Raw genomic sequence first — 26,076 nt, 5'->3', positions numbered from 1 at the left:
GTGCGATACAGGCTTTTGGATACGGCGCCATGATGCACGGTGATTGACAGGACGGGCACAGTACTTCTATACGCGCCCGACTGCCGGGAACGTGGACGATACGGCTGGTGCCCATGGGTGATTGCTCCCCGGTGCCGGTAATACGGATCGCGCCCGTCCTGTTCATGCGGAACAGGACCTACCGGTGCAACGACATGACAGGCGGTCAGACCGCATGCCATGCAGATGAATGAAGAGAGAGCGCGCAGATGAGCAAGCGCCTTGAGAGCAAGTACAAAATCAACCGTCGCCTTGGCGTGAACCTGTGGGGCCGTGCAAAGTCCCCGGTCAACAAGCGCGAATATGGCCCCGGCCAGCATGGTCAGCGCCGCAAGCAGAAGCCTTCCGACTTCTCCGTGCAGCTGATGGCCAAGCAGAAGCTGAAGGGCTATTACGGCAACATCGGCGAAAAGCAGTTCCGCAAGTATTATGACGAGGCCGTCCGCCGCAAGGGCGATACCTCCGAAAACCTGATCGACCTGCTGGAACGCCGGCTGGACGCGGTCGTGTACCGCCTGAAGTTCGCGATCACCCCGTTCGCGGCGCGTCAGTTCATCAGCCACGGCCACATCACGGTCAACGGCCGCAAGGTCAACATCCCGTCCTACCTGGTTCGTGATGGCGACGTGATCGAAGTGCGTGAAAAGTCCAAGCAGCTGGCCATCGTGCTGGATGCGGCACAGAGCGGCGAACGCGACGTGCCGGAATACATGGAAGTGGACCACCGCCAGATGAAGGGCTCCTTCCTGCGCAGCCCCAAGCTGTCGGACGTTCCGTATCCGGTCCAGATGGAACCGAACCTGGTCATCGAATTCTACTCTCGCTGATCAAGTCCCGGAACCGGGCAGGCGTGACGCCGGACGTGGGGTTTTGTCCCCGCGTCCGGCGTCCGCGTTTCTGGCCCCTGCCCGCTTCCGCCTTCCGTCCATCGGGCCAGCCGCAGGAATGGACAAGACCGTGACCGCCACCGCCGCCGATAACCCGCTTGCCGCCGAAATTACCCGGCGGCGCACCTTCGCCATCATCTCGCACCCTGATGCGGGCAAGACCACGCTGACCGAACGCATCCTGCGCGCCGGTGGCGCGATCCAGATGGCGGGAAACGTGCGGGCCAAGGGCGAGCGGCGGCGCACGCGTTCGGACTGGATGGGGATCGAGCGCGACCGTGGCATTTCCGTCGTGACATCAGTCATGACGTTCGAATATGGCGGCTGCATCTTCAACCTGCTCGACACGCCGGGTCATGAAGACTTCTCGGAAGATACCTACCGCACGCTGACGGCAGTGGATGCCGCCGTGATGGTGATCGACGCCGCCAAGGGGATCGAGGCCCGGACACGCAAGCTGTTCGAAATCTGCCGCCTGCGCGATATTCCCATCGTCACCTTCATCAACAAAATGGACCGCGAATCGCAGGATCCGTTTGCCCTGCTGGATGAAATCTCGTCCTCGCTGGCACTCGATACCTCGCCCGCCACATGGCCGGTGGGGCGTGCCGCCAAGTTTGTTGGCACCTACGATATCCGCCACCGCGAACTGCATGTGACCGAGCCGCTGGACCAGACCGACCCGCGCATGGTGCAGCTGGGCGAGGAACTGGAACTGGTTGAGGCGGCCCTGCCGGAATTCGATCTGGAAAGCTTCAATGCCGGACACCTGACGCCGGTGTTCTTCGGTAGTGCGATGAAGGAAATCGGGGTGACCGACCTGCTCGATGCGCTGGCCGCCTTCGGCCCGCCGCCGCGTGACCAGGCAACCGAGACCCGCAACGTGCGCGCCGATGAACCGGCCCTGACCGCGCTGGTGTTCAAGATCCAGGCCAACATGGACCCCAACCACCGCGACCGCATGGCCTTTGCCCGCATCTGTTCGGGCAAGCTGCAGCGCGGCATGCGGCTCAAGCATGTGCGCATCGGCAAGCAGTTCGCGCTGCACACCCCACAGTTCTTCTTCGCGCGTGACCGGCAACTGGCCGAGGAAGCGTTCGCGGGCGACGTGGTGGGCATACCCAACCACGGCACGCTGCGTATTGGTGACACGCTGACGGAAGGCGAGGACCTGCGCTTTACCGGCGTGCCCTATTTCGCGCCTGAAATCCTGCGCCGGGTGCGGCTGGATGATGCGATGAAGGCCAAGAAGCTGCGGCAGGCCCTGACCGAACTGGCGGAAGAAGGCGTGGTCCAGCTGTTCCGCCCGCAAGATGGCGCGCCACCCATCGTGGGCGTGGTCGGCACGCTGCAGCTTGACGTGCTTCAGTCGCGATTGAAGGGGGAATACGGGGTTGCGATCGGCTTCGAATCGACACCTTACAACCTTGCCCGCTGGGTGACCGGCCCGCGTGAGAAACTGGAGACCTTCTGCATGGCCAACCGCACGGCCATGGCGGATGATATTGATGGGGATCCGGTCTTCCTTGCGTCATCGGCGTTCATGATGAAGCGCACGGCGGAAGGCAACCCGGACCTTACATTCCATGACATCAAGCAGATCGGGCAGGAAATCGCCTGACCGGGCGGGCCAGCGTGACTGGCCCGCATTACAGGCACAGATGAGGTCTTGCGTAATCCCGCCTGTCTGTCGCATCTAGGCGCATCATGTCCGACATACAGCCACGCCTGCACCTGCACGACAGCAGGACGCGCAGCACCGTTCCCTTCGTCCCGCTGGCACCCGACAACGTGCGGGTCTATTACTGCGGCCCCACGGTCTATGATCTGGCGCATATCGGCAACCTGCGCGCCATGCTGACGGCGGATGTGCTGGTACGCCTGCTGCGCCACCTGTATCCGCACGTGACCTACGTGCGCAACATCACGGACGTGGATGACAAGATCAATGCCCGCGCCCACGCCAATGGCGAATCCATTGCCGACCTGACCGCGCGCACCATCCGAGATTTCCATGAAGACCTGGCCGCCGTTTCCATCCTGCCACCGGATGTGGAGCCGCGCGCGACCCACCATATTGGCGAGATGCAGGACATGATCGCCCGCCTGATCGAAACCGGCCATGCCTATGAGGCCGAGGGGCACGTCCTGTTCGCGGTGAACACCTACCCATCCTATGGTGCGCTGTCGGGCCGCACGCCCGATGACCTGATTGCGGGCGCGCGGGTGGAAGTGGCCCCCTACAAGCGTGATCCGGGTGATTTCGTGCTGTGGAAGCCGTCCGATGACCAGACACCGGGCTGGGACAGCCCATGGGGCCGGGGCCGTCCGGGCTGGCATATCGAATGTTCGGCCATGTCGCAGCGTTACCTGGGCGAAAGCTTCGATATCCATGGTGGCGGATCGGATCTTCTGTTCCCCCACCATGAAAACGAACGCGCGCAGAGCATGTGCTGCCATCCGCATGGCCATTTTGCCAATCACTGGGTGCATAACGCCATGCTGCTGGTGAACGGGGAGAAGATGTCGAAATCCCTCGGCAACTTCCTGACCGTGCGCGACGTGCTGCGTGACACGCCCGCCGAAGCCCTGCGCCTACTGCTGCTGCGCGCGCAGTACCGTTCGGTGCTGAACTTTACCCGCGAAGGGCTGAATGAAGCCCGCCAGATGCTCGACCGCTTCTACCGTGCGCTGGAAAACCTTGACCCCATGCAGGCCCCCGTACCCGCGCCCGATAGCGTGGTGCAGGTGCTGTGTGATGACCTGAACACGCCACGCGCGCTGGCAGAAATGCATGCACTGGCCGATACCGCCATGGCTGGCGACAGCGGGGCTGCGGCACAGCTAAAGGCGGCAGGTAACCTACTGGGTCTGCTGCAGGGCACGCCGGAGGCATGGTTCCGTGGTGATGCGAAGGTTGACCCGGCGCATATCGAACGCCTGATCGCGGAACGTCTGGCAGCCCGCAAGGCCCGTGATTTTGCCCGCGCGGATGAAATCCGCAACGACCTCGCGGCACAGGGCATCGTGCTCGAAGACGGGCCGCAGGGCACGACATGGAGGCAGGCATGACCGGCCGCGATGGCGGGGCGAATATCGGCCCCATCGGCAACAGCCCGGTCGTGATCCTTGTCAGGCCCCAGATGGCCGAAAACATCGGCACCACGGCGCGCGCCATGGCCAATGGCGGGCTGTTCCACATGCGCATTGTCGCCCCGCGTGACGGCTGGCCGCAGGAACGCGCATGGCGCAGTGCCTCGGGTGCCGATCGTATCCTTGAATCCGCGCAGGTGTTTGACACGGTGGATGACGCGGTGGCCGACCTGCACCACGTCTTTGCCACCTGCCCCCGCCCACGCCATATCGTAAAACCGGTGCTGACCGCGCGCGGCGGCGCTGCCGAACTGCGTGAAATGACGGATCGCGGGTTGAAGGTCGGGTTGATGTTCGGCCCCGAACGCGCCGGGCTGGATAATGAGGACATGGCCCGCGCCGATGCGCTGATCCGCTATCCGCTCAACCCCGCCTTCATGTCGCTCAACCTGGCGCAGGCGGTGATGATCATGGCGTATGAGTGGTGGATGGCGGCAGACGATACGCCACCGCGCACGCTCATGACCAACGAGACGCATGTGGCGACCCGTGGCGAACTGGACAACTTCATGCGCCACCTGATCGCTGATCTGGATGAATGCGGCTTCCTGCGCAATGAACAGAAGCGGCCGGGCATGGTGCGCAACCTACGCCACTTTTTCCTGCGCGGCGAGGTAACGGAACAGGAACTGCGCACGCTGCATGGCGTGGTGACGGAACTGTCCCGTGGGCGCAAGGCGCGAAAGGAATAAAGGTTTTTGGTGAAGCTTTTTTCAAAAAGCTTCAAGGAACGCCGCCTTTTTGAAAAAAGGCGGCACCCAAAAACTTTTATTATTTCCAATCCTTCTCCATTAAAAAAAGCCCGGTGCAAAACCGGGCTTTTTTCATATCAGCGTGCCGCGATCTGCAGCCGGTCGACCACGCGCGCCCGACCCATAAGCGGTAGCAGGTCACGCATTTCCGGCCCACTGTCTTCGCCCGTCAACGCAAGGCGCAGCGGGTGGAACAGGGCGCGGCCAGTGCGACCCGTGACGTCCTTCACGGCCGTGGTCCATGTCTTCCACGTGGTTTCATCCCACGGTTCCGCAGGCAGCGACTCGAGGGCCTGGAGCAGGAAGGGACGGTCCTCCTCCTCGATCACCGGCGGGATGATCTCACCGGCCACGACGTCCCACCAGTGGCGCAGTTCCCCCGCCATATCCACATTGCCCCGCACCGCCAGCCAGAAGGCTTCCGTAGCACCTTCAGGCAGGCGGGCACGGATTTCCTCAAACGGCATGGCATGCATGATGCGGCGGTTCAGGCCCAGCAACTGCCGCATGTCAAAGCGCGCGGCAGAACGTGAGATCCGGCCAAGGTCATAGCTTTTGGCCAGTTCACCAAACGACAGCGGCGCCGGGTCATCCGCACTGCCCAGCCGTGCGAGATAGGACACGATGGCCGAAGGCTCGACTCCGTCCTGCCGCAACGCGCGAATCGACAGCCCGTCAAAACGCTTGGACAGCTTGCCACCGCCCTCGTCCAGCAGCAGCGGCAGGTGTGCGAAGGTAAACTGGTTGCGCTTTGCCCCCAGCGCCTCGGCAATGTCGATCTGCACGCCGGTATTGGTCACATGGTCCTCACCGCGGATGATGTGGGTGATGCCCAGTTCCATGTCATCCACGACGGATGCCAGCGTGTACAGCACCGTTCCGTCCGCGCGCACCAGAACGGGGTCGGAAATGGCAGGCAGCTTGACGCGCGACGGCCCCATGACCAGATCATTCCATTCCACCGTGCGGTGATCGGACAGCTTGAAACGCCAGTATGGCACCTTGCCATTGGCTTCGGCCTGCGCGCGCTGCTGGGGCGTCATGCGCAGCATGGCGCGGTCATAGACCGGCGGCTTGCGCATGCGGATACGGGCCTCGCGCTTGGACGCCAGTTCCTGTTCACTTTCAAAACACGGATAAAGCCGCCCGCTGGCCTTCAGCTGTTCAATGGCCAGCGCGTAACGGTCCAGCCGGTCCGACTGGCGCACGAATTCATCCCAGCCAATGCCAAGCCAGCGCAGGTCGTCCTGCAAGGCCTGCACGTATTCCTCTTTCGAGCGACCGCGATCGGTATCGTCAATGCGCAGCAGGAATTGTGCATTGTGACGGCGGGCGAACAGGGCATTGGCAATGGCCTGACGCGCATTGCCGACATGGATCAGCCCGGTCGGGCTGGGCGCAAAACGGAGTTTCATGTCCCCTATATGCGGCGATTATGCTCTGAATGCCAGAGAACACATGCGCAATCCGGTGCGGAATGCACCACCCCTTCCGGGACGGTCCGATACACGCCGGTATGGATGCCGGATGCGCGTTGGGAAAGTGTTTTCAGGCGGGCTGCAAAAGAGGCCGCCTTTCTGGAAAAAGGCGGCACCCAAAAACTTTTATACTTTTACGGATTTACGGATGTTCTTACGCCTCGTCATCCTCGTCACCGCCACGGCGGGGGTCAAATGCACGCCAGTCGCGCTCCATCGGACTTGCAGCATGGGCTGCGAAATCATCCAGTTCATTGGCTGAACGCCAGCCCTGATCGCCCGCTTCCAGCACTTCCGCGTCCTCACCAAAGGAAAACCATGCCTTGAGGATGTCGGCCGCCGACAGGCCGGGCATGCGGCAGCGTTCGATGCTGTCGCGCACATAGGCGCGCGCAAAGGCATTGGCCTGGATCAGATCGGGAAAACCACCAACTTCCTCAACAATATTGTCCTCGGCACCGCCTGACAGATCCAGAATCCGCACGCGCCATCCCCCTTCGGGGGCAAAAATGGTTTCTGACAAGATGAAGCCTTTCGTTATGCGTTCGTGCGCGCGACGCGGGCCTGCGGCCTAGCGGTTGCGCATATGGCGTAGCAGGAACTCACGCCCTGCCTTGACCCGTGGCACATCGTCATAGGCCACGATATCGGCCGTGGCATAGGTTTCCGACCAGTGGTCGGGAATGAAGGAACCGGTACCGATCACATCGACCGGGGCATGGGCGTCAGCCATGCTGAGGCACTTTTCCACGCTGAACCCCGATGACGCGATGATGCGCACATGCGCGAACCCGGCCTCATCCAGTGCTTCACGCATGCGCCAGATGGCGGCGGCCGAAACCCCCGTGCCCACAAGGTAGCGCAGTTCCTTGTCCGACCGGTATCGCCGTATGCTGCCCGGCGTGTGGCGTTCCAGCACGTCATAGGACGACTGTGGGTCCAGCCCCTCCAGAAAGCGGCCGCCATGCGTATCCAGACGCACGGCCAGTCGCCCGGTTGCCGCCAGGTCGGGAAAATGGCGACAGACTTCCAGCGCGTCCGTCACCTCCCGCCCGAAATAATCCACCAGCACCACAAGGTCCATTTCGGGATAGACCTCATGGAACATCTCGGCCGCCCGCAGGGTGGACCCGGCATAGCCCACCAGCGCATGCGGCATCGTGCCCAGACCCTTTGTGGTGCCGAAATAATGCGCCGTTGCATCATTGGCGCTGCCGACAAAGCCCAGCGCGCCTTCCTTCTGGGCGGCATGACTGCCGACAGAGGCGGCATAGGCCATCTGTTCCTGCATGCCAAAACCCGCGCAGTGCCGTGCCTCCATCGCCATGAAGCGCACATGCGGCAGCGCCATGGACATCTGGTAGGCATTGTGGGCGGCGACACAGGCCGGGCCAAGACGCTGGAGCACCAGCGTCTCCAGCACCGCAAGCTGCGCGAACGATCCGGTCACATAGGCCAGGGGCTCGCCCGCGCCCACCCATGTTCCTTCGGGAAACATGAGGTCACATTCGATATCGATCCCGCGTTCGGCCGCGACAGCATGCAGCCAGTCCACCATAAGCCGTGGCGCGGACACGACGGGGCGGCGCAGGAAGACGGCATAGGTCACCTTCCTGTCCCCAAAGTGTTCGACAATGGCACGTGTGCGGTTGAAATACGCATCCGTGCGGGCGGCGATCACATCCGGTTCCACCGCGCCCGCACCCCGGCCTGCCTTCTCACCATGGGTCATAGCCCCTCCAATCCCCCCGATACGGGCGGAACTAGCGTGCCCCGCCCTGCGTGCGATGCGTCCGCGTCTTCAGTTCTTCAGACAGACGGAACGCCATCTCCAGCGACTGTTCCGCGTTCAGGCGCGGATCGCAGAAGGTTTCATAGCGCTCACCAAGGTCGGCTTCCGTCAAGCGGTGGGCACCGCCAATGCATTCGGTCACGTTCTGGCCGGTCATCTCGAAATGCACGCCGCCGGGGTGGGCCCCGGCCGCCTCGAACACGTCAAAAAAGCCGTGAATCTCCGACAGGATGGCATCAAACGACCGCGTCTTGACGCCCGTCGAGGTCGAACTGGTGTTGCCATGCATGGGATCGCACAACCATGTGACCGTCCGCCCCGTGGCCATCACTTTCTCGAGCAGCGGCGGCAGGTGATCACGCACCTTGCCCGCCCCCATGCGCGAGATGAGCGAAATGCGCCCGGCTTCATCACCGGGGTTGAGGATGTCGAGCAGCTGTTCCAGGTCTTCGATGGTCGTGGTGGGACCGACCTTGATCCCGATGGGGTTGCGCACACCACGCAGGAATTCGACATGCGCGCCATCGGGCTGGCGGGTACGGTCCCCGATCCACACGAAATGGGCCGAGCAGTCATACCATTCGCCCGATGTCGAATCGATGCGGGTCAGCGCCTGCTCATATGGCAGCAGCAGGGCTTCGTGCGAGGTGTAGAACTCGGTCTCGTCAATCTGGGGCGTGGTGGCCGCCGTCAGGCCGCATGCGGCCATGAAATCCAGCGTTTCGCCAATACGTTCAGCCAGCAGCCCGTAACGCTGCGCCAGCGGCGAGCGTTCGACGAAGCCAAGGTTCCAGCGATGGACCTCATGCAGGTTGGCATACCCCCCGCTGGCGAAGGCGCGCAGCAGGTTCATGGTGCCAACGGACTGGAAATATCCGGTTTCCATGCGCTTCGGGTCGGGAATGCGCGCGGATTCCGTAAAGTCCGAACCATTGATGATGTCACCGCGATACGACGGCAGTGTCACGCCATCCTTCGTCTCGTTATCGGACGAACGCGGCTTGGCGTACTGGCCGGCCATACGCCCGATCTTGATGACGGGTACCTTTGCACCAAAGGTCAGCACCACGGCCATCTGCAGCAGTACGCGGAAGGTGTCACGCACGATATCGGCGGTGAATTCGCTGAAGCTTTCGGCGCACGCGCCGCCCTGCAGCACGAAGGCCTGTCCCGTGGCGGCCTTGGCCAGATGGGCGCGCAGGCGTCGGGCTTCACCCGCGAAAACCAGCGGGGGGTAGCGGCGCAGGCGCGCCTCCACGCCCTCCAGGGCGGTTTCGTCGGGATATCGCGGCATCTGCCGAGCGGGAAACGACCGCCAGCTCTCCGGCGTCCAGGCCTGCCGGGAAGAACTGTTGTGGCTGTGCGTCGCACTCATGGGTCGGATCCTAATTCCTCTTGATACAAGACAGTCCCCACCGCCAGCGGCGGAAGGGCAGCCTTTATGTCGAAAAAAGCCCGGCATGGCAAAGCCTGTTCTGGCCCCGGTCCCTCCGTCCATGCTGCCAGCGGGCAATCAATGTTGCATTGACGCCACAAACCGACCCGATCCATACAGATGCAGGTCGTATTACAGTCATGCTTCACCCATATGTAAAAGTGACATGGTTGGCCTGCCAGACCACGGCTTCTCCTGACGGGGCATGGTTGGCATGGTGCCCTCTCAGGTAAAAGGATTACGGATCATGGCCACCACACGTGGGAAATTCATAACCGCCCTGGCAGCCGGGTTGTGCCTGTTCAGTGTGACGGCCATGGCCGCACCCGACAACAGTGACGACAGCAACAGCCAGAGCGAAGACAAGATGACCGTTCATGGCCAGCGCAACCACCTGCCGCCCGGTTATGAGGAAGCGCCGTCCATGGAACTGAACCATGGTCCCGACCCGGACCATCTGGAACACGTGCATCGTGATTCGGTGACCGGCACGGACCTGTCACGCTTCGGCAGCGCGTACCAGAGCAGCGGGATCAATGGCGATGGCCAGCTGGGCGATTCGACCGGCAATGGCTGGGTCGCGCCCCGCTAAAAACTGCTACAGAAATAATAAACGTTCTGGGGTGCCGCCTGTTTTAAAAAGGCGGCGTTCTCTGAAAGCTTTTTGAAAAAAGCTTCACCAGAAACTTCTCCGGTTTCCGGGATTACCCCCTGTTACACCATAAAAAACCGTTGCCAGTCAGTGTTCCGGCAACGGTTTTTTATATGGGCCGTATCAGACCACGTGATGCGGCGTGACCCGCGTGCGGGTGCGCATGGTCACGAATTCCTCCGCCGAGGACGGATGGATGCCGATGGTCCGGTCCCAGTCCCCCTTCTTCAGGCCTGCCGTCACGGCAATGGCCAGCCCCTGCATGATTTCCGGCGCGTCATCGCCCAGCATATGCGCGCCCACCACGACCTGACTGGCCTGATCCACCACCAGTTTCATGAATGTACGCTGCTGGCGACCGCTGAGCGTGTTGCGCATGGGTCGGAAGCGGCTGACATACACATCCACATCGCCCTTGTGCGCGGCCTCGGCTTCCGTCAGGCCGACACTGGCCAGGGCGGGGGTGAAGAACACCGCCTTGGGCGTCGTGCCGTAGGACCACTGACGCGCGGGTGCGCTGCCAAACAGGCGGTCGGCCAGGTTATGCCCCTCCGCAATGGCCACGGGGGTCAGGTTCAGCCGGTTGGTCACGTCGCCTATGGCATAGATGCCGGGCACAGTTGTCTGGCTGCCTTCATCGACAATGATGCGCCCGTTTTCCTCCATCGCGACACCAAGCTGCGTCAGGCCAAGACCCGTGACCTTGGGGTGACGGCCCGTAGCGAAGAAAACGCAGTCGGTTTCGATCCGGGTGCCGTTATCAAGGGTGACGGCAAGGCTGCCATCTCCGTTCTTTTCAATTTCGGTGGGCGATGCGCTGACATGCTGGCGGATACCGCGCAGGTCGATGGCGTCATGCAGGGCATGGCGCAGGTCGCCATCAAAGCCACGCAGCGGCTGCTGCTGGCGGTAGACCAGATCGACTTCCGAGCCGAATCCACGGAATATCCCCGCGAACTCCACGCCGATATACCCGCCGCCTACCATGCACACCCGCTGCGGGCGCTGTTTGAGGTAAAAGGCCTGATCGGATGATATCGCGTATTCCGCGCCAGGAATTTTCGGGGCCGTCGGCGTGGACCCCACGGCAATGACGATCCGGGCTGCGGTGACCCGGCGGGGCGCTTCATGGGGCGCCAGCGGGGATGGGTCGATGCGCAGGGTATGCGCGTCCTCGATGGAGGCATGGCCGGTGAACAGCGCTACCCCCGCCTTTTCCAGCATCGAGACATACAGGCCGTTCAGGCGCGTGATCTCACGGTCCTTGGCTTCAATCAGCGCGGCCCAGTCATGCTGCCCGCGTTTCGTGTTCCAGCCAAAACCGTGGCTGTCATCCACCCAGTCGCCATATTCACTGGCCTGGACCATCAGTTTCTTGGGCACGCAGCCAAGGTTGACGCAGGTCCCGCCCCAGTGGCGGCTTTCGGCCACGGCCACGCGCGCCCCATGGCTGGAGGCCACGCGCGCGCACCGCACGCCACCCGAACCCGCGCCGATTACAAACAGATCAAAGTCATAACTCATGCCGGTTGTGCATCCTGCTTCCGGCCGGAAGGACGGCGTGCAGCATGCGTCATTCCGGCAATATCCCGCCCGGACGCGGGGCGGGACCAATAAAAAAAAGCCCCGGCCATGTTTCCACTGGCCGGGGCTGGGACGGGATCAGCGTTCAGCGAACGCCTTTTCCACCACATAGGCGCCGGGGTTGGAATTGTTCCCCTCGTCAAAGCCACGGTCCTGCAGCAGCTTTTCCGTATCGGCCAGCATTTCCGGCGAACCGCAGATCATGACGCGGTCATGTTCGGGGTCCAGTTCGGGGATATTGAGATCCCTGAAGATCTTGCCTGTCTCGATCAGCTTGGTGATGCGGTCGGTGACGGCAAATTCCTCACGCGTCACGGCCGGGTAGTACAGCAGCTTGCCCTTCACGTCCTCACCGAGGAACTCATGTTCGGGCAGTTCGTGGCGGATATGGTTGGAATAGGCCAGTTCACCCGAGATCCGCACCGTGTGGCTCAGGATCACGTGGTCATAGCGTTCGTAGCATTCCGGGTCCTTGATCAGGCTCATGAAGGGCGCAAGCCCCGTGCCCGTGGACAGGAAATACAGGTTGCGGCCCGGACGCAGGTTGTCCAGCAGCAGGGTGCCGACGGGCTTGCGGCCGATCAGCACCTTGTCGCCCACCTTCACATGGCGCAGGCGCGAGGTCAGCGGGCCATCGGGCACCGCGATCGACAGGAATTCAAGGTGGTCCTCGTAATTCGCGCTGGCAATGCTGTAGGCGCGCAGCAGGGGCTTGCCCTCGACCTCGATGCCGATCATCGTGAACTGGCCGTTCTCGAAGCGCAGCGCGGGGTCGCGCGTGGTGGTGAAGCTGAACAGCCGGTCGGTCCAGTGATGGACCGACAGGACGGTTTCCGCATTCAGGTGGCTGTATTCCTTGGTCGGTTCAGCCAGGTGGAACACGCCTTCCTGCCCCGCGACCGGGGCAAGACCAGTGAGCATGGTCTCGGCGGTTGGCACAATCAATGTATCTGACATCTGGTTATCATTCTCCTGGCTGGATATGACGCAGACACAGGATTCCCTGAAACATGCGCCCGGCCACAGCTACATAAGTACTAAGGCGGGCATGTTTAGGCCATCCACAGCGTGGAATTCCAGCACAAAACTAACATATCACGCGCCACGGGAAGCAGATTCACCACATAATGCCCATTCCGGGGCGCGCATGTCACGTCACACGCGTACGATGCGGGGTTCTATTCAATGATTTCGGGCCGGGATGCAAGTACTGAGTCCATTGTCGTCAGCGCGTGGATGACGCACATAGTCAGGTATGACTTCTGAATTCCCCGACCGGGCCGCCCCTGCCCTGCTGGCGCTGGATGCGGCGATCGCCGCCACCGGGCTGCATGTTGAAACCCGTGAACGCCCGAAGCTGGAACGCGTGATCGCCCGCATGCTGCCACCCGGTGCAACGCGGATAGATGATGCCGCGTTCCGCAGCGCATTATGCACCGTGCGGCGCAAGCCGTGGGGATCGCGGCTTATGGACCTGACCCGCCGCGCGGGACAGGTCTGGGTCACGCGCGCGGATACGGAAGCCGCCGCTACAAGCGTGGACGACCCCGAGCCTGATGACACCAGCCTGCTGTCGGCCCTGGCCCCCGTGCTGCGTGAAAAGCTGCGCGCGCAGGGCGATACGCCGCGCGTAGCGGTGGAAAACATCCGCGCGGACCTGTTTGACGGCACCGGCCGCACGCTGGCCCCTGCGGAACTGCGCACCCTTGCCGTGGCGGTGGCCAATGCCTTCGCCCTGCCCGATGCGGACGCCTTCGCCGCCGAACTGGAACGCGAGGATGCAAGCCGCAAGGACCGCGACACCCGGATCGAGGATACGGCACGCGCGCGCAGGCGGGAGGAGGTGCTGCGCCTGCGCGAATGGGAAAAAAGTCTTGTCCCGTTCAGCGACGTGCCCGGGCTGCTGCGCTGTTCGCACCGCGAGGCCCTGCGCTGGATCGCGGAAAACCGCCTGCCGGTCGCCCGCCGCGTGCCGCAGGCAGATGGGCAGGAACGGTGGGAATTCGACCCGACCGAACTCATGGCCCTGCGCCAGCAGTTGCCCCAGTGGCGCAGGGAGGGACAGGAAACCCCGTCCCGCACGCCGCTGGCCCCCGACCTTGGCAACCGCCGCGTGGGCAACGCCGTCATTGCACAGGTCGCGGCCCTTGACCGCTATGCCGCGCATTTCCGCACCGCGCGTGCGCTCAACCGCCGTATCACGCTGGTGACGGGACCGACCAACAGCGGCAAGTCCCATACCGCGCTTGATGCACTGGCGCAGGCCGAAAGCGGTCTGGCGCTGGCGCCCCTGCGGCTGCTGGCGCATGAATTCCGCGAGTCGCTGACCGCACGCGGCGTGCCGACATCACTGGCCACGGGCGAGGAACGCATCGACGTGCCCGGCAGCCGGCATCTGGCCGCGACCGTGGAAATGTGCCCGCTGAACAATCCGGTCGATGTCGCGATCATTGACGAAGCCCAGATGCTGACCGACCCCGACCGGGGGGCTGCGTGGACGGCGGCCATCATGGGCGCGCCGGCGCGGCACCTGTTCATTCTGGGGGCGCCCGACTGTATCCCCATGGTGAAGCGCATTGCCGAACTGTGCGGTGACCCGGTGGATGAAATCCGGCTGGAGCGCAAAAGCCCGCTGGTCGCCGCCGAACGCTCGGTCAGCCTGCATGAACTGCAGAAGCATGATGCGCTGATCGCTTTCTCCCGGCGCGAGGTGCTGGACCTGCGCGCGCTGCTGCTGGCGCAGGGCAAGCGGGTTGCGGTGGTGTACGGCGCGCTCAGCCCCGAAGTCCGCCGGGCAGAGGCCCAGCGTTTCAATGATGGCGATGCCGATATCCTGATCGCGACCGACGCCATCGGCATGGGGCTGAACCTGACCATCCGCCGCGTCGTCTTCGCAGCCCTGCGTAAATATGACGGCAACCAGACGCGCGACCTCAACCCGCAGGAAGTCAAGCAGATCGGTGGCCGCGCCGGACGCTACGGCAAGCATGAACAGGGCGTTGTGGCCGTTCTGGAAGGGGTCGGCAGCCCGTCCTTCATCCATGCCATGCTGGCCGCCCCCCCACAGCCGATCGAGGACATGCGCCCGCAGGTACAGCCCGATGCCGACATTGTTCAGGCCGTCGCGGCCGAGATCGGGTCGGACAGCCTGTTTGGCGTGCTGGTGCGCATCCGCCGCGCGGTGCTGCGGCGTGATGACCCGAATTACCGGCTGGCCAACATGGAACAGGCCTTCGCCATTGCAACCGCGCTGGAAGGGGTTGCGGACCTGACGCTGGCGCAGCGCTGGGTTTACGCCATGTGTCCGGTGGATGACCGTGACAACGGCATCCAGCGCCTTGTTCACTGGGCGGCGGACCATGCGGCGGGCAATACCGTGCCGCCACCGGGCACCGGCCGCCTGCCACCACCCGAACGGGCCGAGCGCACGGAACTGGAACGCGCGGAAAAGCGGCACAAGCGGCTGGTGGCCTGGCGATGGCTGGCGCTGCGCTTCCCCGAAGCCTACGTCAACCGCGAGGAAGCCGAGGCCACGACCGCGCGCCTGAATGACTGGATCGAGGACGTGCTGCGTCAGCAGAGCATCCGCGCCCGCACGCCGCGCATATCCCCCTTCAGCCCTGCTAACCGCGCCAGTCCGCCGGGACAGGGCAAACGGGGCGCCCCGTCAAAAGACAAGCGCCCGCACCGCAAGCGGCGTTAAGGGAAAGACAGAAAGATAAAGGTTTCCGGGCGCCGCCTTTTTCAAAAAGGCGGCGTTCCCTGAAGCTTTATGGAAAAAGCTTCACCAGAAACTTCTTTACTGGTTTCAGGCTTTCACGCGGCGCGAATGACCTCGACGCCGCCCATATAGGGACGCAGCACATCGGGGATGGTAATGCTGCCATCCGCGTTCTGGTAGTTTTCCATGACCGCGATCAGCGTGCGCCCCACGGCCAGGCCGGACCCGTTCAGGGTATGGACAAAGGCGGGCTTGCCCTCCGCCATGCGATAGCGGGCATTCATGCGGCGGGCCTGAAAGTCGCGCGTGGTGGAGCATGACGAGATTTCACGCCATGCCTTCTGCCCCGGCAGCCACGCCTCCAGGTCAAAGGTCTTCGCCGCACCAAAGCCGGTATCCCCCGCGCAGAGCAGCATGCGGCGATAGGGAATGCCCAGCTTTTCCAGCACCATTTCCGCGCAGCGGGTCATGCGTTCGTGCTCGGCGTCACTTTCCTCCGGCGTGGTGATGGACACCATCTCCACCTTCTGGAACTGGTGCTGGCGCAGCATGCCGCGCGTGTCGCGTCCCGCGGCCCCGGCTTCGCTGCGGAAACACGATGACAGCGCGACAAGGCGGCGCGGCAGCGTATTACCCGACAGGATCTGGCCCGCGACGCTGGCGGTCAGCGGCACTTCCGCCGTGGGTATCAGCCAGCGGCCATCTTCGGTGCGGAAGGACTGGTCGGCAAACTTGGGCAGCTTGTCGGTGCCGTACATTGCCTCGTTATTGACCAGCACGGGCACGGCGGTTTCCTCATACCCGTTTTCGCCGGTGTGCAGGTCCAGCATGAACTGGCCCAGCGCGCGTTCCAGCCGCGCAAGCTGGCCACGCAGCACCACGAAACGCGCACCCGACAGGCGGGATGCGGTCTCGAAATCCATCATGCCCAGCGCTTCGCCCAGCTCGAAATGTTCACGCGGGGCAAAGGGGAATTCGCGCGGCGTGCCGCTCTGGTGCACCTCCACATTCGCATTTTCATCTTTTCCCGGGGGCACGCTTTCGTCCAGGCGGTTGGGCAAGCGTTCCAGCGTGCCACGGATCTGGGCGTCCAGATCATCGGCGCGGGTCTGCAGTTCCTCCATCCGGCCCTTGGCGTTGGCCACTTCCGCTTCCAGTGCCGAACTGTCCGCGCCGGATTTGCGCATGGCCCCGATTTCCCTGGAAATCTGCTTCCGGCGCGCCTGCAGTTCCTGCAATGCGGTTTCAGCGGCGCGGCGGTCATGGTCCAGCAGCAGCAGCGCCTGCGCCACGGCAGGCTCGCCCCGCCGCTTCAGGTCAGCGTCAAAACCGTCGGGATCGGCGCGAAGGGCGCGCAGGTCGTGCATCAGGGGGTCTCCTCGGTGTCTTCAGGCGGGGTGCGCGGCTCGACAAGGCGGGCGCAGACAATGGAAATCTCGTACAGCCCGATCAGCGGCACGGCCAGACCGGTCTGGGTAATCACGTCAGGCGGCGTCAGGATGGCGGCGGCCACGAACGCGCCGACATAGGCATAGCGCCGCACCTTCGCCAGCCCCTTTGACGTGACCAGCCCCACCCGCGCCATGAGCGTGAGCACCACGGGCAGTTCAAACGCCATGCCGAACGCCAGGATCAGCTTCATGACCAGTGTCAGGTATTCCGATACCTTGGCCTGCAGTTCGATCTGCAGCCCGTCCTGCCCGTCAGCCGTCTGGAACGACAGGAAAAACTTCCACGCGGCGGGGAAGATGAAATAGTACGCCAGCGCCGCCCCTATGGCGAACATGATGGGCGTCGCGACCAGAAACGGCGCAAAGGCCCGTTTTTCGCTACGGTACAGCCCCGGTGCTATGAATATCCACGCCTGCACCGCCATCATGGGAAACGACAGGCAGGCCGCGCCGAAAAAGGCAACCTTCATGTAGGTGAAGAAGGCTTCATACAGCGCGGTATAGATCAGGTGCGGCTGTTCCCCCTTCTGGCGCATGATGTCGCCCAACGGTTTGGCCAGGAAGAAATAGATCTGTTCCGAATAATAGTAACAGACGGCAAAGCACACCATGAACGTCACGATGGACCACAGCAGCCTGCGCCGCAGTTCCACCAGATGTTCCAGCAGCGGCATGGGCTGGTCGTTGATCGAATCCTGATTCAGGGTTTCGTCTCCTGCATCCATCGCGTTCTTATTCCCGCCCATCGGCTGTAACGGAGACACGCTGCCCCCGGTGAATGACCCTGACCGGCGGCAGGAAGGCCGGGGGCGTCAGGTTTGGCAGTTCCGCCGCGATACGCCGCGCGATACGCGGCGGAAGGAAATCAGGCGCGCTGGCCAGCACCGCCTCATCCGCCTCTTTCGGGGCGGTGGTGGACAGCGGCGGGATATAATGGCGCGACGGAACCTGGTGTTCCGGCAGCGCGTCATTGGCAACGGGTATGGCCGGGCGGGCGGCAGGGGCTTCCCCCGTCAGCGTGGCGGGATCGAGCGAGCGGCGCAGCGTGCCATCCCCGTCAATCGCCTTCATCAGCTTGTCGCGCACGTTCAGCCGCTTGAGCTGGCCAAGCTGGTCACGCGCCTCCGTCAGGTCTGCCTCACGCACCATTTCGTCCACATGGGACTGGAATTCGGTGGCAAGGCCGCGCGCCTTCTTGATCAGGCCGGTCACAGTACGGATGGCAATGGGCATGTCCTTTGGCCCGATCAGCAGCAGGCCCACCACCCCGATCAGGGCAAATTCAGACCACGCGAAATCGAACATGACCACTTTCCTTCCCCACCACGCATGCGCGGCATTACATTTCGTCCGTGCACGCCCTGCACACCTATCACGACGCGGGCGGGTCAGGAACCTCATCCGGCGCATCGGGCGGCACGGCGGTATCGGGCACATCCACCAGCAGTTCCTCCCGCCGGGGCAGATCGCCAAGATCCTTCAGCCCGAAATGCCGCAGGAACCCCGATGACGTGCCCCACAGGATGGGCCGCCCCGGGACTTCCTTACGGCCCAGCGGCATGATCAGTTCCGCCTCCAAAAGGGTGTCCAGCACCTGCTGGCTCAGGCTGACGCCACGGATTTCCTCGATCTCGGCGCGGGTGCAGGGCTGGTGATAGGCAATGATCGCCAGCGTTTCCATGGTTGAACGCGCAAGCCTGCGCGGGCGCGGCATGACGCGGGTCAGGCGCGGGGCCAGATCGGGTGCGGTGCGGAACTGCCAGCCCCCGGCCACCTCCACCAGTACGACCCCGCGCCCCGCGTACTGTGCCGCCAGCGTGGACAGGGTGGCGGCGACATAGGCGTCCCGGTCGCCGGTATCATGCGGTATGCCCCCCTGCGCGCCCAGTATTTCGGCAATGGCGCGGGTGCTGAGCGGGTCGGCGCGGGCAAAGATCAGGGCTTCGACCAGACGTAGCGAGAATTCCCGCACTTCGATCATGGCAATGGCGGCCCCATCTTCAGGAAGCAGCCCCGGGTGTCGTGTGTCATTCATCAGGCCATGTCCCCTTCCGGTTCTGTCCCGGCAGCATCTGGCTGCACTGTGCGTTCGCGCAGCCAGATACGGCCAAACTGCTGCGCCTGCTGGAGTTCGATCATCCCGCTGCGCGCCATCTCCAGACTGGCCAGCAGCGTCCCCGCCACGGCGGCGCGGCGACCGGTCCGCATCATTGTTTCCGTCATGTCGGCCTGTAGCGGCAGGTCGGGCACGAATCCCTCCAGCCCGCACCAGTCCGTCTTCATGTCATGCGTACCCAGCATGCGCCGCAGCCGCGCCAGCGCGTCCTGCACCGTCCAGAACCGCAGCGCGCGTGGCTGGTAGACGGATTTGCGCGCGCGCCGGCGCATGGCCGCCATATACCCACGCATAAGCTGTGGCACATCGACCGCAAGGCCCGAGCGGTCAATTTCCACAAGGCTTTCCGCCTGCCCGCGCTCGAACACTTCCAGACCCAGTTGCGGGCGCGCGGCCAGCCAGCGGCCAAGCTGGACCATCCGTTCCAGTTCCAGCAGCCGTTCATGCAGCAGGCTGGCCGCTTCCTCCGCATCGGTAGCTTCGTCGTCATCCTCGGGCAGCAGCAGGCGGGATTTGAGCCACGCCAGCCACGCCGCCATCACCAGCCAGTCCGCAGCCTGTTCCAGCCGCACGTCGCGCGCCGCGCGCACCACGGCCAGGTACTGGTCCACCAGCTGCAGGATGGAAATGCGCCACAGATCCACCTTCTGCGCCCGCGCCAGTTCCAGCAGCAGGTCCATCGGCCCGTCAAACCCGTCCAGATGCACGATCGGGGCGCTGGTGGACGCGGCGGGAACGGGTGGGGGGTTATCCCCGCTCATCGTTCCCTCCGCAGCACAGGGTCGCGGGCCATGGCGGGATCAGGAATGGACCAACTCGCACGCCTGGCTTTTCGCCTTGGCCTTTTCACACAGGCTGACCGCCTGTGCCTTCGCCAGTCCCTTGACACGCAGGCGATAGAAGGTCTTGCCGCCCCGTTCCGCCTTCACCACGGTGGGCTGGTATGGCCCGAAGATATCGGGATAACGCGCGCTGAGGCGGGTCCAGCTTTTCAGCGCCGCCTCCTGCGAATCAAGGGCGGCAAGCTGCACGCCGTATGCGCCCGTTCCGGTGTTGGGCGCACGCGGCACGGGTGGCGGCAGCGGGGCGGCCTGCGGTTCGGGCGCTGCCGCGCGCGGCGGGGCGGCGGGCGGGGACGCAGGCGCGCTGGCCGGCGCATCCGCCGCTGGGGGCGTGGCGGGGACCGCAGCTGGCGATGTCGGAGCCGGTGCGGGTTCGCCTTCACCGGCCACCTGTCCGTACTGGCGGGCCATGGCGTCGGGCTGTGGCTGTTCGGGCGGCGGGGACAGGCGCATCACGCCGCCATCGGCGGGCATGCCATCACCTGCGCCAAGGATCTGCATCCCGCCCGGATCGGCGGGCTTGACGCGCACCGGCCCGGGGGGCGGCCCCAGAACGGGAATCCCGCCCTGATGGTGCCCGAACAGTGACCATCCCCCAATGGCCACCACCAGCACGCCACCAAGACCCGCCGCGCCATAGACCAGTTTGCGCGTAAGCGGATCATCACCCAGCAGGTTGCTGCCCGCCACGCGCGCCATCAAGGCCCTGAAGTCAAAACCACCACGGCGGCCCCGTCGGGCGGCAGCCAGTCCGATGTCATCCGCCGGTTCCATGGGTTTGCGGGAATCCAGATCGGGATTGGAATCGGCCCCCATGCGCTCCCGTCCCGGGCCGGCGGGCGCGGAATAGGGATCGGGCGCGGGCGGGTTGTCGCCCCTGCTGTCAGGGGGAACATTGGGGGGGGACGTGTTGTCAGGGCTCATCGCATCTCCTCGACCGGCTGTACGCCGAGCACTTTCATCCCCGATCGCAGCACGGTTGCCGTTGCCTCGACAAGGGCAAGCTTCATGCGGGTGGCGGCAATATCATCTTCCTGCAGGAAGCGCAGGGTCGCATCGTCGCGTCCCCGATTCCACAATGCATGGAAATCCGATGCCAGTTCATTCAGGTAAAAGGCAATGCGGTGCGGTTCATGCGCGCTGGCTGCCGATTCGACCATGCGTGGCCACTGCGCCATGCGCTGCAGCAGCGCCAGTTCCGCATCCGCCGTCAGGCCCGACAGGTCCGCGCCCGCCAGTTCCGCCGGCGTGATGCCACCCGGGATCTTGCCATCATTGACCATCTCCGCCGCCGAACGCAGGACGGAACAGCAGCGCGCATGGGCGTACTGCACATAGAAGACGGGGTTGTCACGGCTCTGCGCCACGACCTGGTCCAGATCGAATTCCATCTGCGCATCAGCCTTGCGGGTCAGCATGGTGAAACGCACGGCATCGCGCCCGACCTCGTCAATCAGGTCGCGCAGGGTGACGAAGGTTCCCGCGCGCTTGGACATGCGCACCGGCTGCCCATCGCGCACGATCCGCACGATCTGGCACAGCAGCACGTCCAGCACCGGCCGCCCGTCCACAGCCAGTGCCGCGACCGCCGCCTTCATGCGGGTGACATAGCCGCCGTGGTCGGCACCCCATACATCCACCAGCACATCCGCACCGCGGCGGATCTTGTCGGCATGGTAGCCGATGTCGTTGGCGAAATAGGTGTTCGACCCGTCGGACTTGCGCAGCGGGCGATCCACGTCATCACCGAATTCGGTGGAGCGGAACAGCGTCTGCGGCCGCGCTTCCCAGTCATCGGGCAGCTTGCCCTTGGGCGGTTCCAGCACGCCTTCGTAGATCAGGCCCTTCTTTTCCAGCTGTGCGATGGCGCGATCGGTTTCGCCGTCGGCCAGGATCTTCGCCTCGCTGGTAAAGACATCATGATGCACGCCCAGGGCCGCGAGGTCCTCGCGGATCATGGCCATCATGGTATCGACCGCCTCCCGCTTTACCGTATCCAGCCACAGGGCGGGATCGGCGGGCTTAAGGCCGGGGGCAGCCAGTTTATCGCCATGTTCGCGGGCCAGCGCCTCGCCCACGGGCACCAGATAGTCGCCGCCGTACTGGATCGCGCCGCCGGGCACGATAGCGGCGAATTCCGCCTCGGTCACGGTGGTGCCCAGCGCCTGCAGGTACCGCCAGTAGGTCGCCCATGCCAGGGCGATGACCTGCGCGCCGGCGTCGTTGATATAATATTCCTTCGTGACCTCGTAGCCCGCCTTGATCAGCAGGTTGGCCAGCACGTCACCCACAACGGCCCCACGGCAATGGCCGACATGCATCGGGCCGGTAGGGTTGGCGGACACGTATTCCACATTCACCTTCACCCCGTTGCCCGCGGTGCTGGTGCCGTAATCCTCACCGGATGCCAGCACGCTGTGCGCAATACCCTGCCACACGGCAGGCGCCAGACGCATGTTGACGAAACCGGGGCCTGCCACTTCCGCATGGGCAATGCCCGGCACATCCGCCAGCGCCGTCACCAGTTCGGCCGCGATTTCAGCCGGGCGACGGCGTGCCACCTTGGACACGACCAGTGCCGCGTTGGTCGCAAGATCGCCATGGGCCGGGTCACGCGTGGGGGTGACCTCCACCCGGTCCAGCAGCGCAGGCGGCAGGTCGGGCACGATCCGGCCCAGTGCTGCACGCACATGCGTAAGGTAACGGACGAACAGACTGTCTGACATGCGGCACGGTTTCCCAACAAAAACGGTAAATGGACCTTCAGGCCCGGCAGGAAGGGCCTGCCGTGATACCGGCACGGCAGGCAATCGGATAAATGCGATGGGCGTGTTTCACCCCGGCGAGGACAGGTCCGTCAACCGTCGATATTCCTCCATCGCGCAGCGATCGGTCATCCCGGCAATATAATCCGCCACCACGCGGCATGCACCCGCCCTGTCGCCCGCATCACGGGAGGCAAGTGCTGGCTCCCGCGTGCCATCGGGCAGCAGTGTGAGGTTTTCCGACAGGATGGTGAAGATCGATTCGACCGTCAGCCGCGCCTTGCGCGTCATGCGATTGACGCGCCAGTGCCGGTACAGCCGCGCATACAGGAATTTGCGGATTTCCAGATTGGCGGCAGCAATATCCGGGCTGTACGCCACCACGGGTCGGGCGGCATGGCGGATATCATCGGAACAGGTCGGGGCAAGGCGTTCAAGATTGCGCTGGGTCTGCCCGATCAGGTCCATGGCCAGCGTGTTGATGACGCGCCGGATGGTTTCATGGCGCAGGCGGGGATCGTTATTGCTGGCCTGACATCCGCTGAGCCGCTGGGCCGTACGCGCATCGGCCAGTGCTTCCCGCACCACGGGCAGGGTTTCCAGGTCCTCGATATGCAGCAGGCCCGCGCGCAGGCCGTCATCAAGGTCGTGGGCGTGATAGGCGATATCATCCGACAGGGCCGCGACCTGCGCTTCAGCCGCGGCATAGCTGCCCAGTTCCAGCCCGTGCCGGGCCGCGTAATCGGCCACATAGGGCGTGGGATGGTCCACCGGACCATTATGCTTGGCCAGCCCTTCGAGCATTTCCCATGTCAGGTTCAGGCCATCAAAGGCGAAATACCGCCGTTCCAACAGCGTCACCAGCCGCAGGGACTGCGTATTGTGATCAAAACCGCCCCACGGCTTCATGGCGGCCGACAGCGCTTCCTCCCCCGCATGGCCAAAAGGGGTATGGCCAAGGTCATGCGCCAGGGCGAGACCTTCGGTCAGGTCTTCCTCCAGCCCCAGCCTGCGCGCGATGGAGCGGGCGACCTGGGCTACTTCCAGCGAATGGGTCAGGCGGGTGCGGAAAAAATCACCTTCGTGATTGAGGAACACCTGCGTCTTGTACTGCAGAGTGCGAAACCCCGCCGAATGCAGCACCCGGTCCCGGTCACGCTGCCATGGGCTGCGGGTCGGGGCCTCGGCTTCGGGATAGAGCCTGCCACGGGCCGTGGCGGTCTGGACAGCATAGGGTGCAGTGCTCATATATGATCAGGATCCAGCCATGGATGGAACGGCACATGATGATGCCGCCGCCCATCCATAACCCGCGCGCAGCCCGTGGCCAACATGATCCCATAAGCCTGCGCGCCATTGATCATGGTGAAACCCGATGTCCATGCCCCCTGCCCCCGCCACTGAACGCTTCCGCGTATCGGACGCCGCCGCCCGCCGCCTGCGTGAAATACTGGATGAACAGCCCGCAAGCCCCGGGGGCGAGCCTGCATTACGGGTATCGGTCGAGGCCGGTGGGTGTAACGGCTTCCAGTACAAATTCGCACTGGATGGCGAAAGCCAGCCCGATGATATCGTAATCCCGGCGGGCACGGTCCGTGTCGTGGTCGATCCGGCCAGCATGGACCTGCTGACCGGGGCGGAACTGCATTTTGATGACAGCCTGATGGGCGCGCATTTTACCGTGCGCAATCCCCATGCCGCGTCATCATGCGGGTGTGGCACGAGCTTTTCGGTCGAATGATGAAATTCGCCACCTGGAACGTCAATTCCATCCGCCAGCGTCAGGACCATGTGCTGGACTATCTGGCCCGCGAACAGCCCGACGTACTGGCATTGCAGGAAATCAAGTGCCAGACCGAGGTCTTTCCCGTCGATGTGTTCAAGGCAGCGGGCTATGACAGCGTTGTCGTGGGACAGAAAAGCTATAACGGCGTCGCCATCCTGACCCGCCACCCGCACGACGTCACGCACACTGCCCTGCCCGGCTGGGAAACCGACCCCGTACAGGCACGCTATGTCGAAATCCGCAGTTGCGGGCTGGTGTTTGGCAATCTGTACCTGCCCAACGGCAATTCCGGTGGCTCTGCCGGCTACGACTCCAAACTGGCGTTCATGGAGGCACTGGCGCTGCACGCGCGCGGCCTGATGCAGGTCGGTCAGGATTTCGTCCTGCTGGGTGATTACAATGTCTGCCCCACCGACGAGGACTGTGCGCCCGGCGCGCTGTCCCCCGATGACGCCCTGGTCCGCCCGCAAAGCCGTGCTGCCTTCCGCCGTCTGCTGTGGCTGGGGCTGACCGATGCGCTGCGTGCACTGCACCCGGTGGGACGGTTCTATACATTCTGGGATTATCAGGCGGCGGCATGGCAGCGCGACAGCGGGCTGCGCATTGACCATGCCCTGCTGTCCCCCCGTGTTGCCGAACGGCTGCTGACAGCACTTCCCGCCCGTGACGAACGCGGCAGGCCACAGCCATCCGACCATGTGCCGCTGGCGGTTACGCTGGCGGATGCGCCGGGCTGACGCCATCATGCCCGCGTGCCCCGCCGGGCAGCGGGCAATGGTCGGGCACGGGCAGCAGCCGGAATTCACGCAATGTGCCCGACATGCGGAACTGCCCGAAATCCATATCCACCCGGTCGGCCACGCCATTGCTGAAATAGCGCATGCCCGTCTCGAACACCGGGGTCATGTCGCGCGTGGTGGTATTGTAATAGGCGACATGCACCCGCTGCGCCGCAAGCGGGGCAAGGACGGGGAACGCGGTCGCGACCGGCGGCGCATCATGCCCCAGAAACAGCACGTATGTGCCCAGCGCCCCGGTATCCACCGTGCCATCGAACAGGAAGGGGGCAATCGGCCCCTGTCCATCCTGCCCCGCCTGAATAACGGCTGCCGTGTGGGCCACGGGAAACAGCGTGCCTGCGGGCAGCGTCACGTCATGCGCAGCGGGGGCGGTGTAATGAACCAGCCCCCCGGTGGGGCGCATATGCGCTTCCCCCGCGATACGGGGGGCGGGATGGCCATTTTCCGTCTGGTCGGCACGGAATACGAGGGATGATCCGTCCTTTTCCTCCAGCACGGCATAATCTGAATCGCTGAGCGTTTCCGCCCCGTCACGGTCCACGGTACGCAGGTGCAACTGCTGCTGCGTGGACCATGCCGAACACATATCGGACAGGACGAAGGTCAGCCTGCCCTCCGCCGTGACGACATCACCACCACTGACCGCCACCAGCGTCAGGTCATAGACCGCGCGGTGGGCGGCCATGACCGGCGCCGCCTGCACCGGCGTGGCGCGCCACAGGGCCGCCAGCGTCATGCCCACCATCACGCACCGCCCCACCGGCACCCCGTACTGCACGGCACGGGGCATCAGGAAGGCAAGTGCATCGGCCGGCATCATGCC

At 64.0% G+C, this 26,076-nt stretch carries 23 protein-coding genes; 8 read left to right on the top strand and 15 right to left on the bottom strand.

Going from position 1 to position 26,076, the window contains the following annotated elements; translation table 11 throughout:
* Positions 1-248: 248 nt before the first annotated feature.
* The 4 genes from rpsD (at position 249) to AC1RQ9_RS01235 (ending at position 4,771) form a co-directional block, all read left to right on the top strand.
* Positions 249-866 carry a 30S ribosomal protein S4 gene (gene rpsD, locus AC1RQ9_RS01250; protein WP_010506989.1) on the top strand — a complete coding sequence of 206 codons (618 nt, stop codon included), beginning with the start codon at positions 249-251 and terminating at the stop codon, positions 864-866.
* Between the two features lie 118 nt (positions 867-984).
* Entirely contained in the window at positions 985-2,547 is a 1,563-nt protein-coding gene (locus AC1RQ9_RS01245; protein WP_193733622.1) for a peptide chain release factor 3, read from the top strand.
* An 86-nt stretch (positions 2,548-2,633) separates the two neighbouring features.
* Positions 2,634-3,998 (top strand): cysteine--tRNA ligase, encoded by a 1,365-nt coding sequence (gene cysS, locus AC1RQ9_RS01240; RefSeq protein WP_485985273.1) that lies wholly within the window; start codon positions 2,634-2,636, stop codon positions 3,996-3,998.
* The gene (locus AC1RQ9_RS01235) at positions 3,995-4,771 is read left to right on the top strand and encodes an RNA methyltransferase (RefSeq protein ID WP_485985272.1); all 777 of its coding nucleotides are present in this window, start codon (positions 3,995-3,997) and stop codon (positions 4,769-4,771) included. Before cysS ends, AC1RQ9_RS01235 begins: the two co-directional genes overlap by 4 nt.
* Positions 4,772-4,908: 137 nt before the next feature.
* Here the strand turns inward: AC1RQ9_RS01235 and gltX are convergent, their stop codons facing one another.
* The 4 genes from gltX to AC1RQ9_RS01215 all read right to left on the bottom strand — a co-directional run bounded on the left by gltX (position 4,909) and on the right by AC1RQ9_RS01215 (position 9,476).
* Positions 4,909-6,246 (bottom strand): glutamate--tRNA ligase, encoded by a 1,338-nt coding sequence (gene gltX / locus AC1RQ9_RS01230; RefSeq protein ID WP_485985271.1) that lies wholly within the window; start codon positions 6,244-6,246, stop codon positions 4,909-4,911.
* A 217-nt stretch (positions 6,247-6,463) separates the two neighbouring features.
* A complete protein-coding gene (locus tag AC1RQ9_RS01225; RefSeq protein ID WP_010506998.1) occupies positions 6,464-6,832 on the bottom strand; it encodes a hypothetical protein in 369 nt (122 codons plus the stop codon).
* A gap of 48 nt (positions 6,833-6,880) precedes the next feature.
* A complete protein-coding gene (locus tag AC1RQ9_RS01220) occupies positions 6,881-8,041 on the bottom strand; it encodes a beta/alpha barrel domain-containing protein (protein WP_193733618.1) in 1,161 nt (386 codons plus the stop codon).
* Positions 8,042-8,072: 31 nt separating this feature from the next.
* A complete protein-coding gene (locus tag AC1RQ9_RS01215; RefSeq protein ID WP_485985270.1) occupies positions 8,073-9,476 on the bottom strand; it encodes a class II 3-deoxy-7-phosphoheptulonate synthase in 1,404 nt (467 codons plus the stop codon).
* 307 nt (positions 9,477-9,783) lie between these two features.
* Here AC1RQ9_RS01215 and AC1RQ9_RS01210 point away from each other — a divergent pair, with 307 nt between their 5' ends.
* Positions 9,784-10,128, top strand: coding sequence for a hypothetical protein (locus AC1RQ9_RS01210; protein ID WP_010507003.1), 345 nt, complete (start codon positions 9,784-9,786; stop codon positions 10,126-10,128).
* Between the two features lie 183 nt (positions 10,129-10,311).
* Here AC1RQ9_RS01210 and gorA read toward each other — a convergent pair whose 3' ends face one another.
* The gene (gene gorA / locus AC1RQ9_RS01205; protein WP_485985269.1) at positions 10,312-11,712 is read right to left on the bottom strand and encodes a glutathione-disulfide reductase; all 1,401 of its coding nucleotides are present in this window, start codon (positions 11,710-11,712) and stop codon (positions 10,312-10,314) included.
* Between the two features lie 138 nt (positions 11,713-11,850).
* Positions 11,851-12,729, bottom strand: coding sequence for a ferredoxin--NADP reductase (locus tag AC1RQ9_RS01200; RefSeq protein WP_193733615.1), 879 nt, complete (start codon positions 12,727-12,729; stop codon positions 11,851-11,853).
* A gap of 298 nt (positions 12,730-13,027) precedes the next feature.
* Between AC1RQ9_RS01200 and AC1RQ9_RS01195 the strand changes: the two genes are divergently transcribed.
* Positions 13,028-15,475 carry a helicase-related protein gene (locus tag AC1RQ9_RS01195; protein WP_485985268.1) on the top strand — a complete coding sequence of 816 codons (2,448 nt, stop codon included), beginning with the start codon at positions 13,028-13,030 and terminating at the stop codon, positions 15,473-15,475.
* 113 nt (positions 15,476-15,588) lie between these two features.
* Here the strand turns inward: AC1RQ9_RS01195 and serS are convergent, their stop codons facing one another.
* The 8 genes from serS to AC1RQ9_RS01155 form a co-directional block, all read right to left on the bottom strand.
* On the bottom strand, positions 15,589-16,860 hold the full coding sequence (gene serS, locus AC1RQ9_RS01190) for a serine--tRNA ligase (protein ID WP_485985267.1): 1,272 nt from the start codon (positions 16,858-16,860) through the stop codon (positions 15,589-15,591).
* Positions 16,860-17,669, bottom strand: a complete 810-nt coding sequence (gene tatC / locus AC1RQ9_RS01185) for a twin-arginine translocase subunit TatC (protein WP_193733612.1) — start codon at positions 17,667-17,669, stop codon at positions 16,860-16,862. The genes serS and tatC overlap by 1 nt, the downstream gene beginning before the upstream one ends.
* 7 nt (positions 17,670-17,676) lie before the next feature.
* Positions 17,677-18,249, bottom strand: a complete 573-nt coding sequence (gene tatB, locus AC1RQ9_RS01180; RefSeq protein WP_193733611.1) for a Sec-independent protein translocase protein TatB — start codon at positions 18,247-18,249, stop codon at positions 17,677-17,679.
* A 67-nt stretch (positions 18,250-18,316) separates the two neighbouring features.
* Positions 18,317-18,979: an SMC-Scp complex subunit ScpB gene (gene scpB / locus AC1RQ9_RS01175; protein WP_485985266.1), complete on the bottom strand. Its 663-nt coding sequence runs from the start codon at positions 18,977-18,979 to the stop codon at positions 18,317-18,319.
* Entirely contained in the window at positions 18,979-19,821 is an 843-nt protein-coding gene (locus tag AC1RQ9_RS01170; RefSeq protein ID WP_193733609.1) for a segregation/condensation protein A, read from the bottom strand. The genes scpB and AC1RQ9_RS01170 overlap by 1 nt, the downstream gene beginning before the upstream one ends.
* 39 nt (positions 19,822-19,860) lie before the next feature.
* Positions 19,861-20,826, bottom strand: coding sequence for an SPOR domain-containing protein (locus tag AC1RQ9_RS01165; RefSeq protein WP_485985265.1), 966 nt, complete (start codon positions 20,824-20,826; stop codon positions 19,861-19,863).
* Positions 20,823-22,628: an arginine--tRNA ligase gene (argS, locus tag AC1RQ9_RS01160; RefSeq protein WP_485985264.1), complete on the bottom strand. Its 1,806-nt coding sequence runs from the start codon at positions 22,626-22,628 to the stop codon at positions 20,823-20,825. The genes AC1RQ9_RS01165 and argS overlap by 4 nt, the downstream gene beginning before the upstream one ends.
* A gap of 108 nt (positions 22,629-22,736) precedes the next feature.
* On the bottom strand, positions 22,737-23,915 hold the full coding sequence (locus AC1RQ9_RS01155; protein ID WP_485985263.1) for a deoxyguanosinetriphosphate triphosphohydrolase: 1,179 nt from the start codon (positions 23,913-23,915) through the stop codon (positions 22,737-22,739).
* Positions 23,916-24,042: 127 nt separating this feature from the next.
* Between AC1RQ9_RS01155 and AC1RQ9_RS01150 the strand changes: the two genes are divergently transcribed.
* Together AC1RQ9_RS01150 and AC1RQ9_RS01145 are read left to right on the top strand one after the other, a co-directional pair.
* Positions 24,043-24,408 (top strand): HesB/IscA family protein, encoded by a 366-nt coding sequence (locus tag AC1RQ9_RS01150; protein WP_485985262.1) that lies wholly within the window; start codon positions 24,043-24,045, stop codon positions 24,406-24,408.
* Entirely contained in the window at positions 24,405-25,190 is a 786-nt protein-coding gene (locus AC1RQ9_RS01145) for an exodeoxyribonuclease III (protein WP_485985261.1), read from the top strand. The genes AC1RQ9_RS01150 and AC1RQ9_RS01145 overlap by 4 nt, the downstream gene beginning before the upstream one ends.
* Here the strand turns inward: AC1RQ9_RS01145 and AC1RQ9_RS01140 are convergent.
* A complete protein-coding gene (locus tag AC1RQ9_RS01140) occupies positions 25,165-26,073 on the bottom strand; it encodes an EipB family protein (protein WP_227672754.1) in 909 nt (302 codons plus the stop codon). The two genes, AC1RQ9_RS01145 and AC1RQ9_RS01140, sit on opposite strands and share 26 nt — an antisense overlap.
* Positions 26,074-26,076 lie beyond the last annotated feature (3 nt).

The sequence above is a fragment of the Komagataeibacter ossonobensis genome (genome assembly GCF_057359305.1).
The sequence above is the reverse complement of the archived record's forward strand: the minus strand, read 5'-3'. Positions and strand labels throughout refer to the sequence as shown.

Coding starts and splice junctions, on each gene's coding strand:
- AC1RQ9_RS01210 (WP_010507003.1), top strand. CDS start 9,784: ATGGCCACCACACGTGGGAAATTCATAACCGCCCTGGCAGCCGGGTTG.
- gltX (WP_485985271.1), bottom strand. CDS start 6,246: ATGAAACTCCGTTTTGCGCCCAGCCCGACCGGGCTGATCCATGTCGGC.
- argS (WP_485985264.1), bottom strand. CDS start 22,628: ATGTCAGACAGTCTGTTCGTCCGTTACCTTACGCATGTGCGTGCAGCA.
- AC1RQ9_RS01140 (WP_227672754.1), bottom strand. CDS start 26,073: ATGATGCCGGCCGATGCACTTGCCTTCCTGATGCCCCGTGCCGTGCAG.
- tatC (WP_193733612.1), bottom strand. CDS start 17,669: ATGGATGCAGGAGACGAAACCCTGAATCAGGATTCGATCAACGACCAG.
- serS (WP_485985267.1), bottom strand. CDS start 16,860: ATGCACGACCTGCGCGCCCTTCGCGCCGATCCCGACGGTTTTGACGCT.
- AC1RQ9_RS01170 (WP_193733609.1), bottom strand. CDS start 19,821: ATGAGCGGGGATAACCCCCCACCCGTTCCCGCCGCGTCCACCAGCGCC.
- AC1RQ9_RS01220 (WP_193733618.1), bottom strand. CDS start 8,041: ATGACCCATGGTGAGAAGGCAGGCCGGGGTGCGGGCGCGGTGGAACCG.
- tatB (WP_193733611.1), bottom strand. CDS start 18,249: ATGTTCGATTTCGCGTGGTCTGAATTTGCCCTGATCGGGGTGGTGGGC.
- AC1RQ9_RS01165 (WP_485985265.1), bottom strand. CDS start 20,826: ATGAGCCCTGACAACACGTCCCCCCCCAATGTTCCCCCTGACAGCAGG.
- AC1RQ9_RS01195 (WP_485985268.1), top strand. CDS start 13,028: ATGACTTCTGAATTCCCCGACCGGGCCGCCCCTGCCCTGCTGGCGCTG.
- AC1RQ9_RS01150 (WP_485985262.1), top strand. CDS start 24,043: ATGTCCATGCCCCCTGCCCCCGCCACTGAACGCTTCCGCGTATCGGAC.
- AC1RQ9_RS01145 (WP_485985261.1), top strand. CDS start 24,405: ATGATGAAATTCGCCACCTGGAACGTCAATTCCATCCGCCAGCGTCAG.
- AC1RQ9_RS01155 (WP_485985263.1), bottom strand. CDS start 23,915: ATGAGCACTGCACCCTATGCTGTCCAGACCGCCACGGCCCGTGGCAGG.
- gorA (WP_485985269.1), bottom strand. CDS start 11,712: ATGAGTTATGACTTTGATCTGTTTGTAATCGGCGCGGGTTCGGGTGGC.
- rpsD (WP_010506989.1), top strand. CDS start 249: ATGAGCAAGCGCCTTGAGAGCAAGTACAAAATCAACCGTCGCCTTGGC.
- AC1RQ9_RS01215 (WP_485985270.1), bottom strand. CDS start 9,476: ATGAGTGCGACGCACAGCCACAACAGTTCTTCCCGGCAGGCCTGGACG.
- cysS (WP_485985273.1), top strand. CDS start 2,634: ATGTCCGACATACAGCCACGCCTGCACCTGCACGACAGCAGGACGCGC.
- scpB (WP_485985266.1), bottom strand. CDS start 18,979: ATGAATGACACACGACACCCGGGGCTGCTTCCTGAAGATGGGGCCGCC.
- AC1RQ9_RS01235 (WP_485985272.1), top strand. CDS start 3,995: ATGACCGGCCGCGATGGCGGGGCGAATATCGGCCCCATCGGCAACAGC.
- AC1RQ9_RS01200 (WP_193733615.1), bottom strand. CDS start 12,729: ATGTCAGATACATTGATTGTGCCAACCGCCGAGACCATGCTCACTGGT.
- AC1RQ9_RS01245 (WP_193733622.1), top strand. CDS start 985: ATGGACAAGACCGTGACCGCCACCGCCGCCGATAACCCGCTTGCCGCC.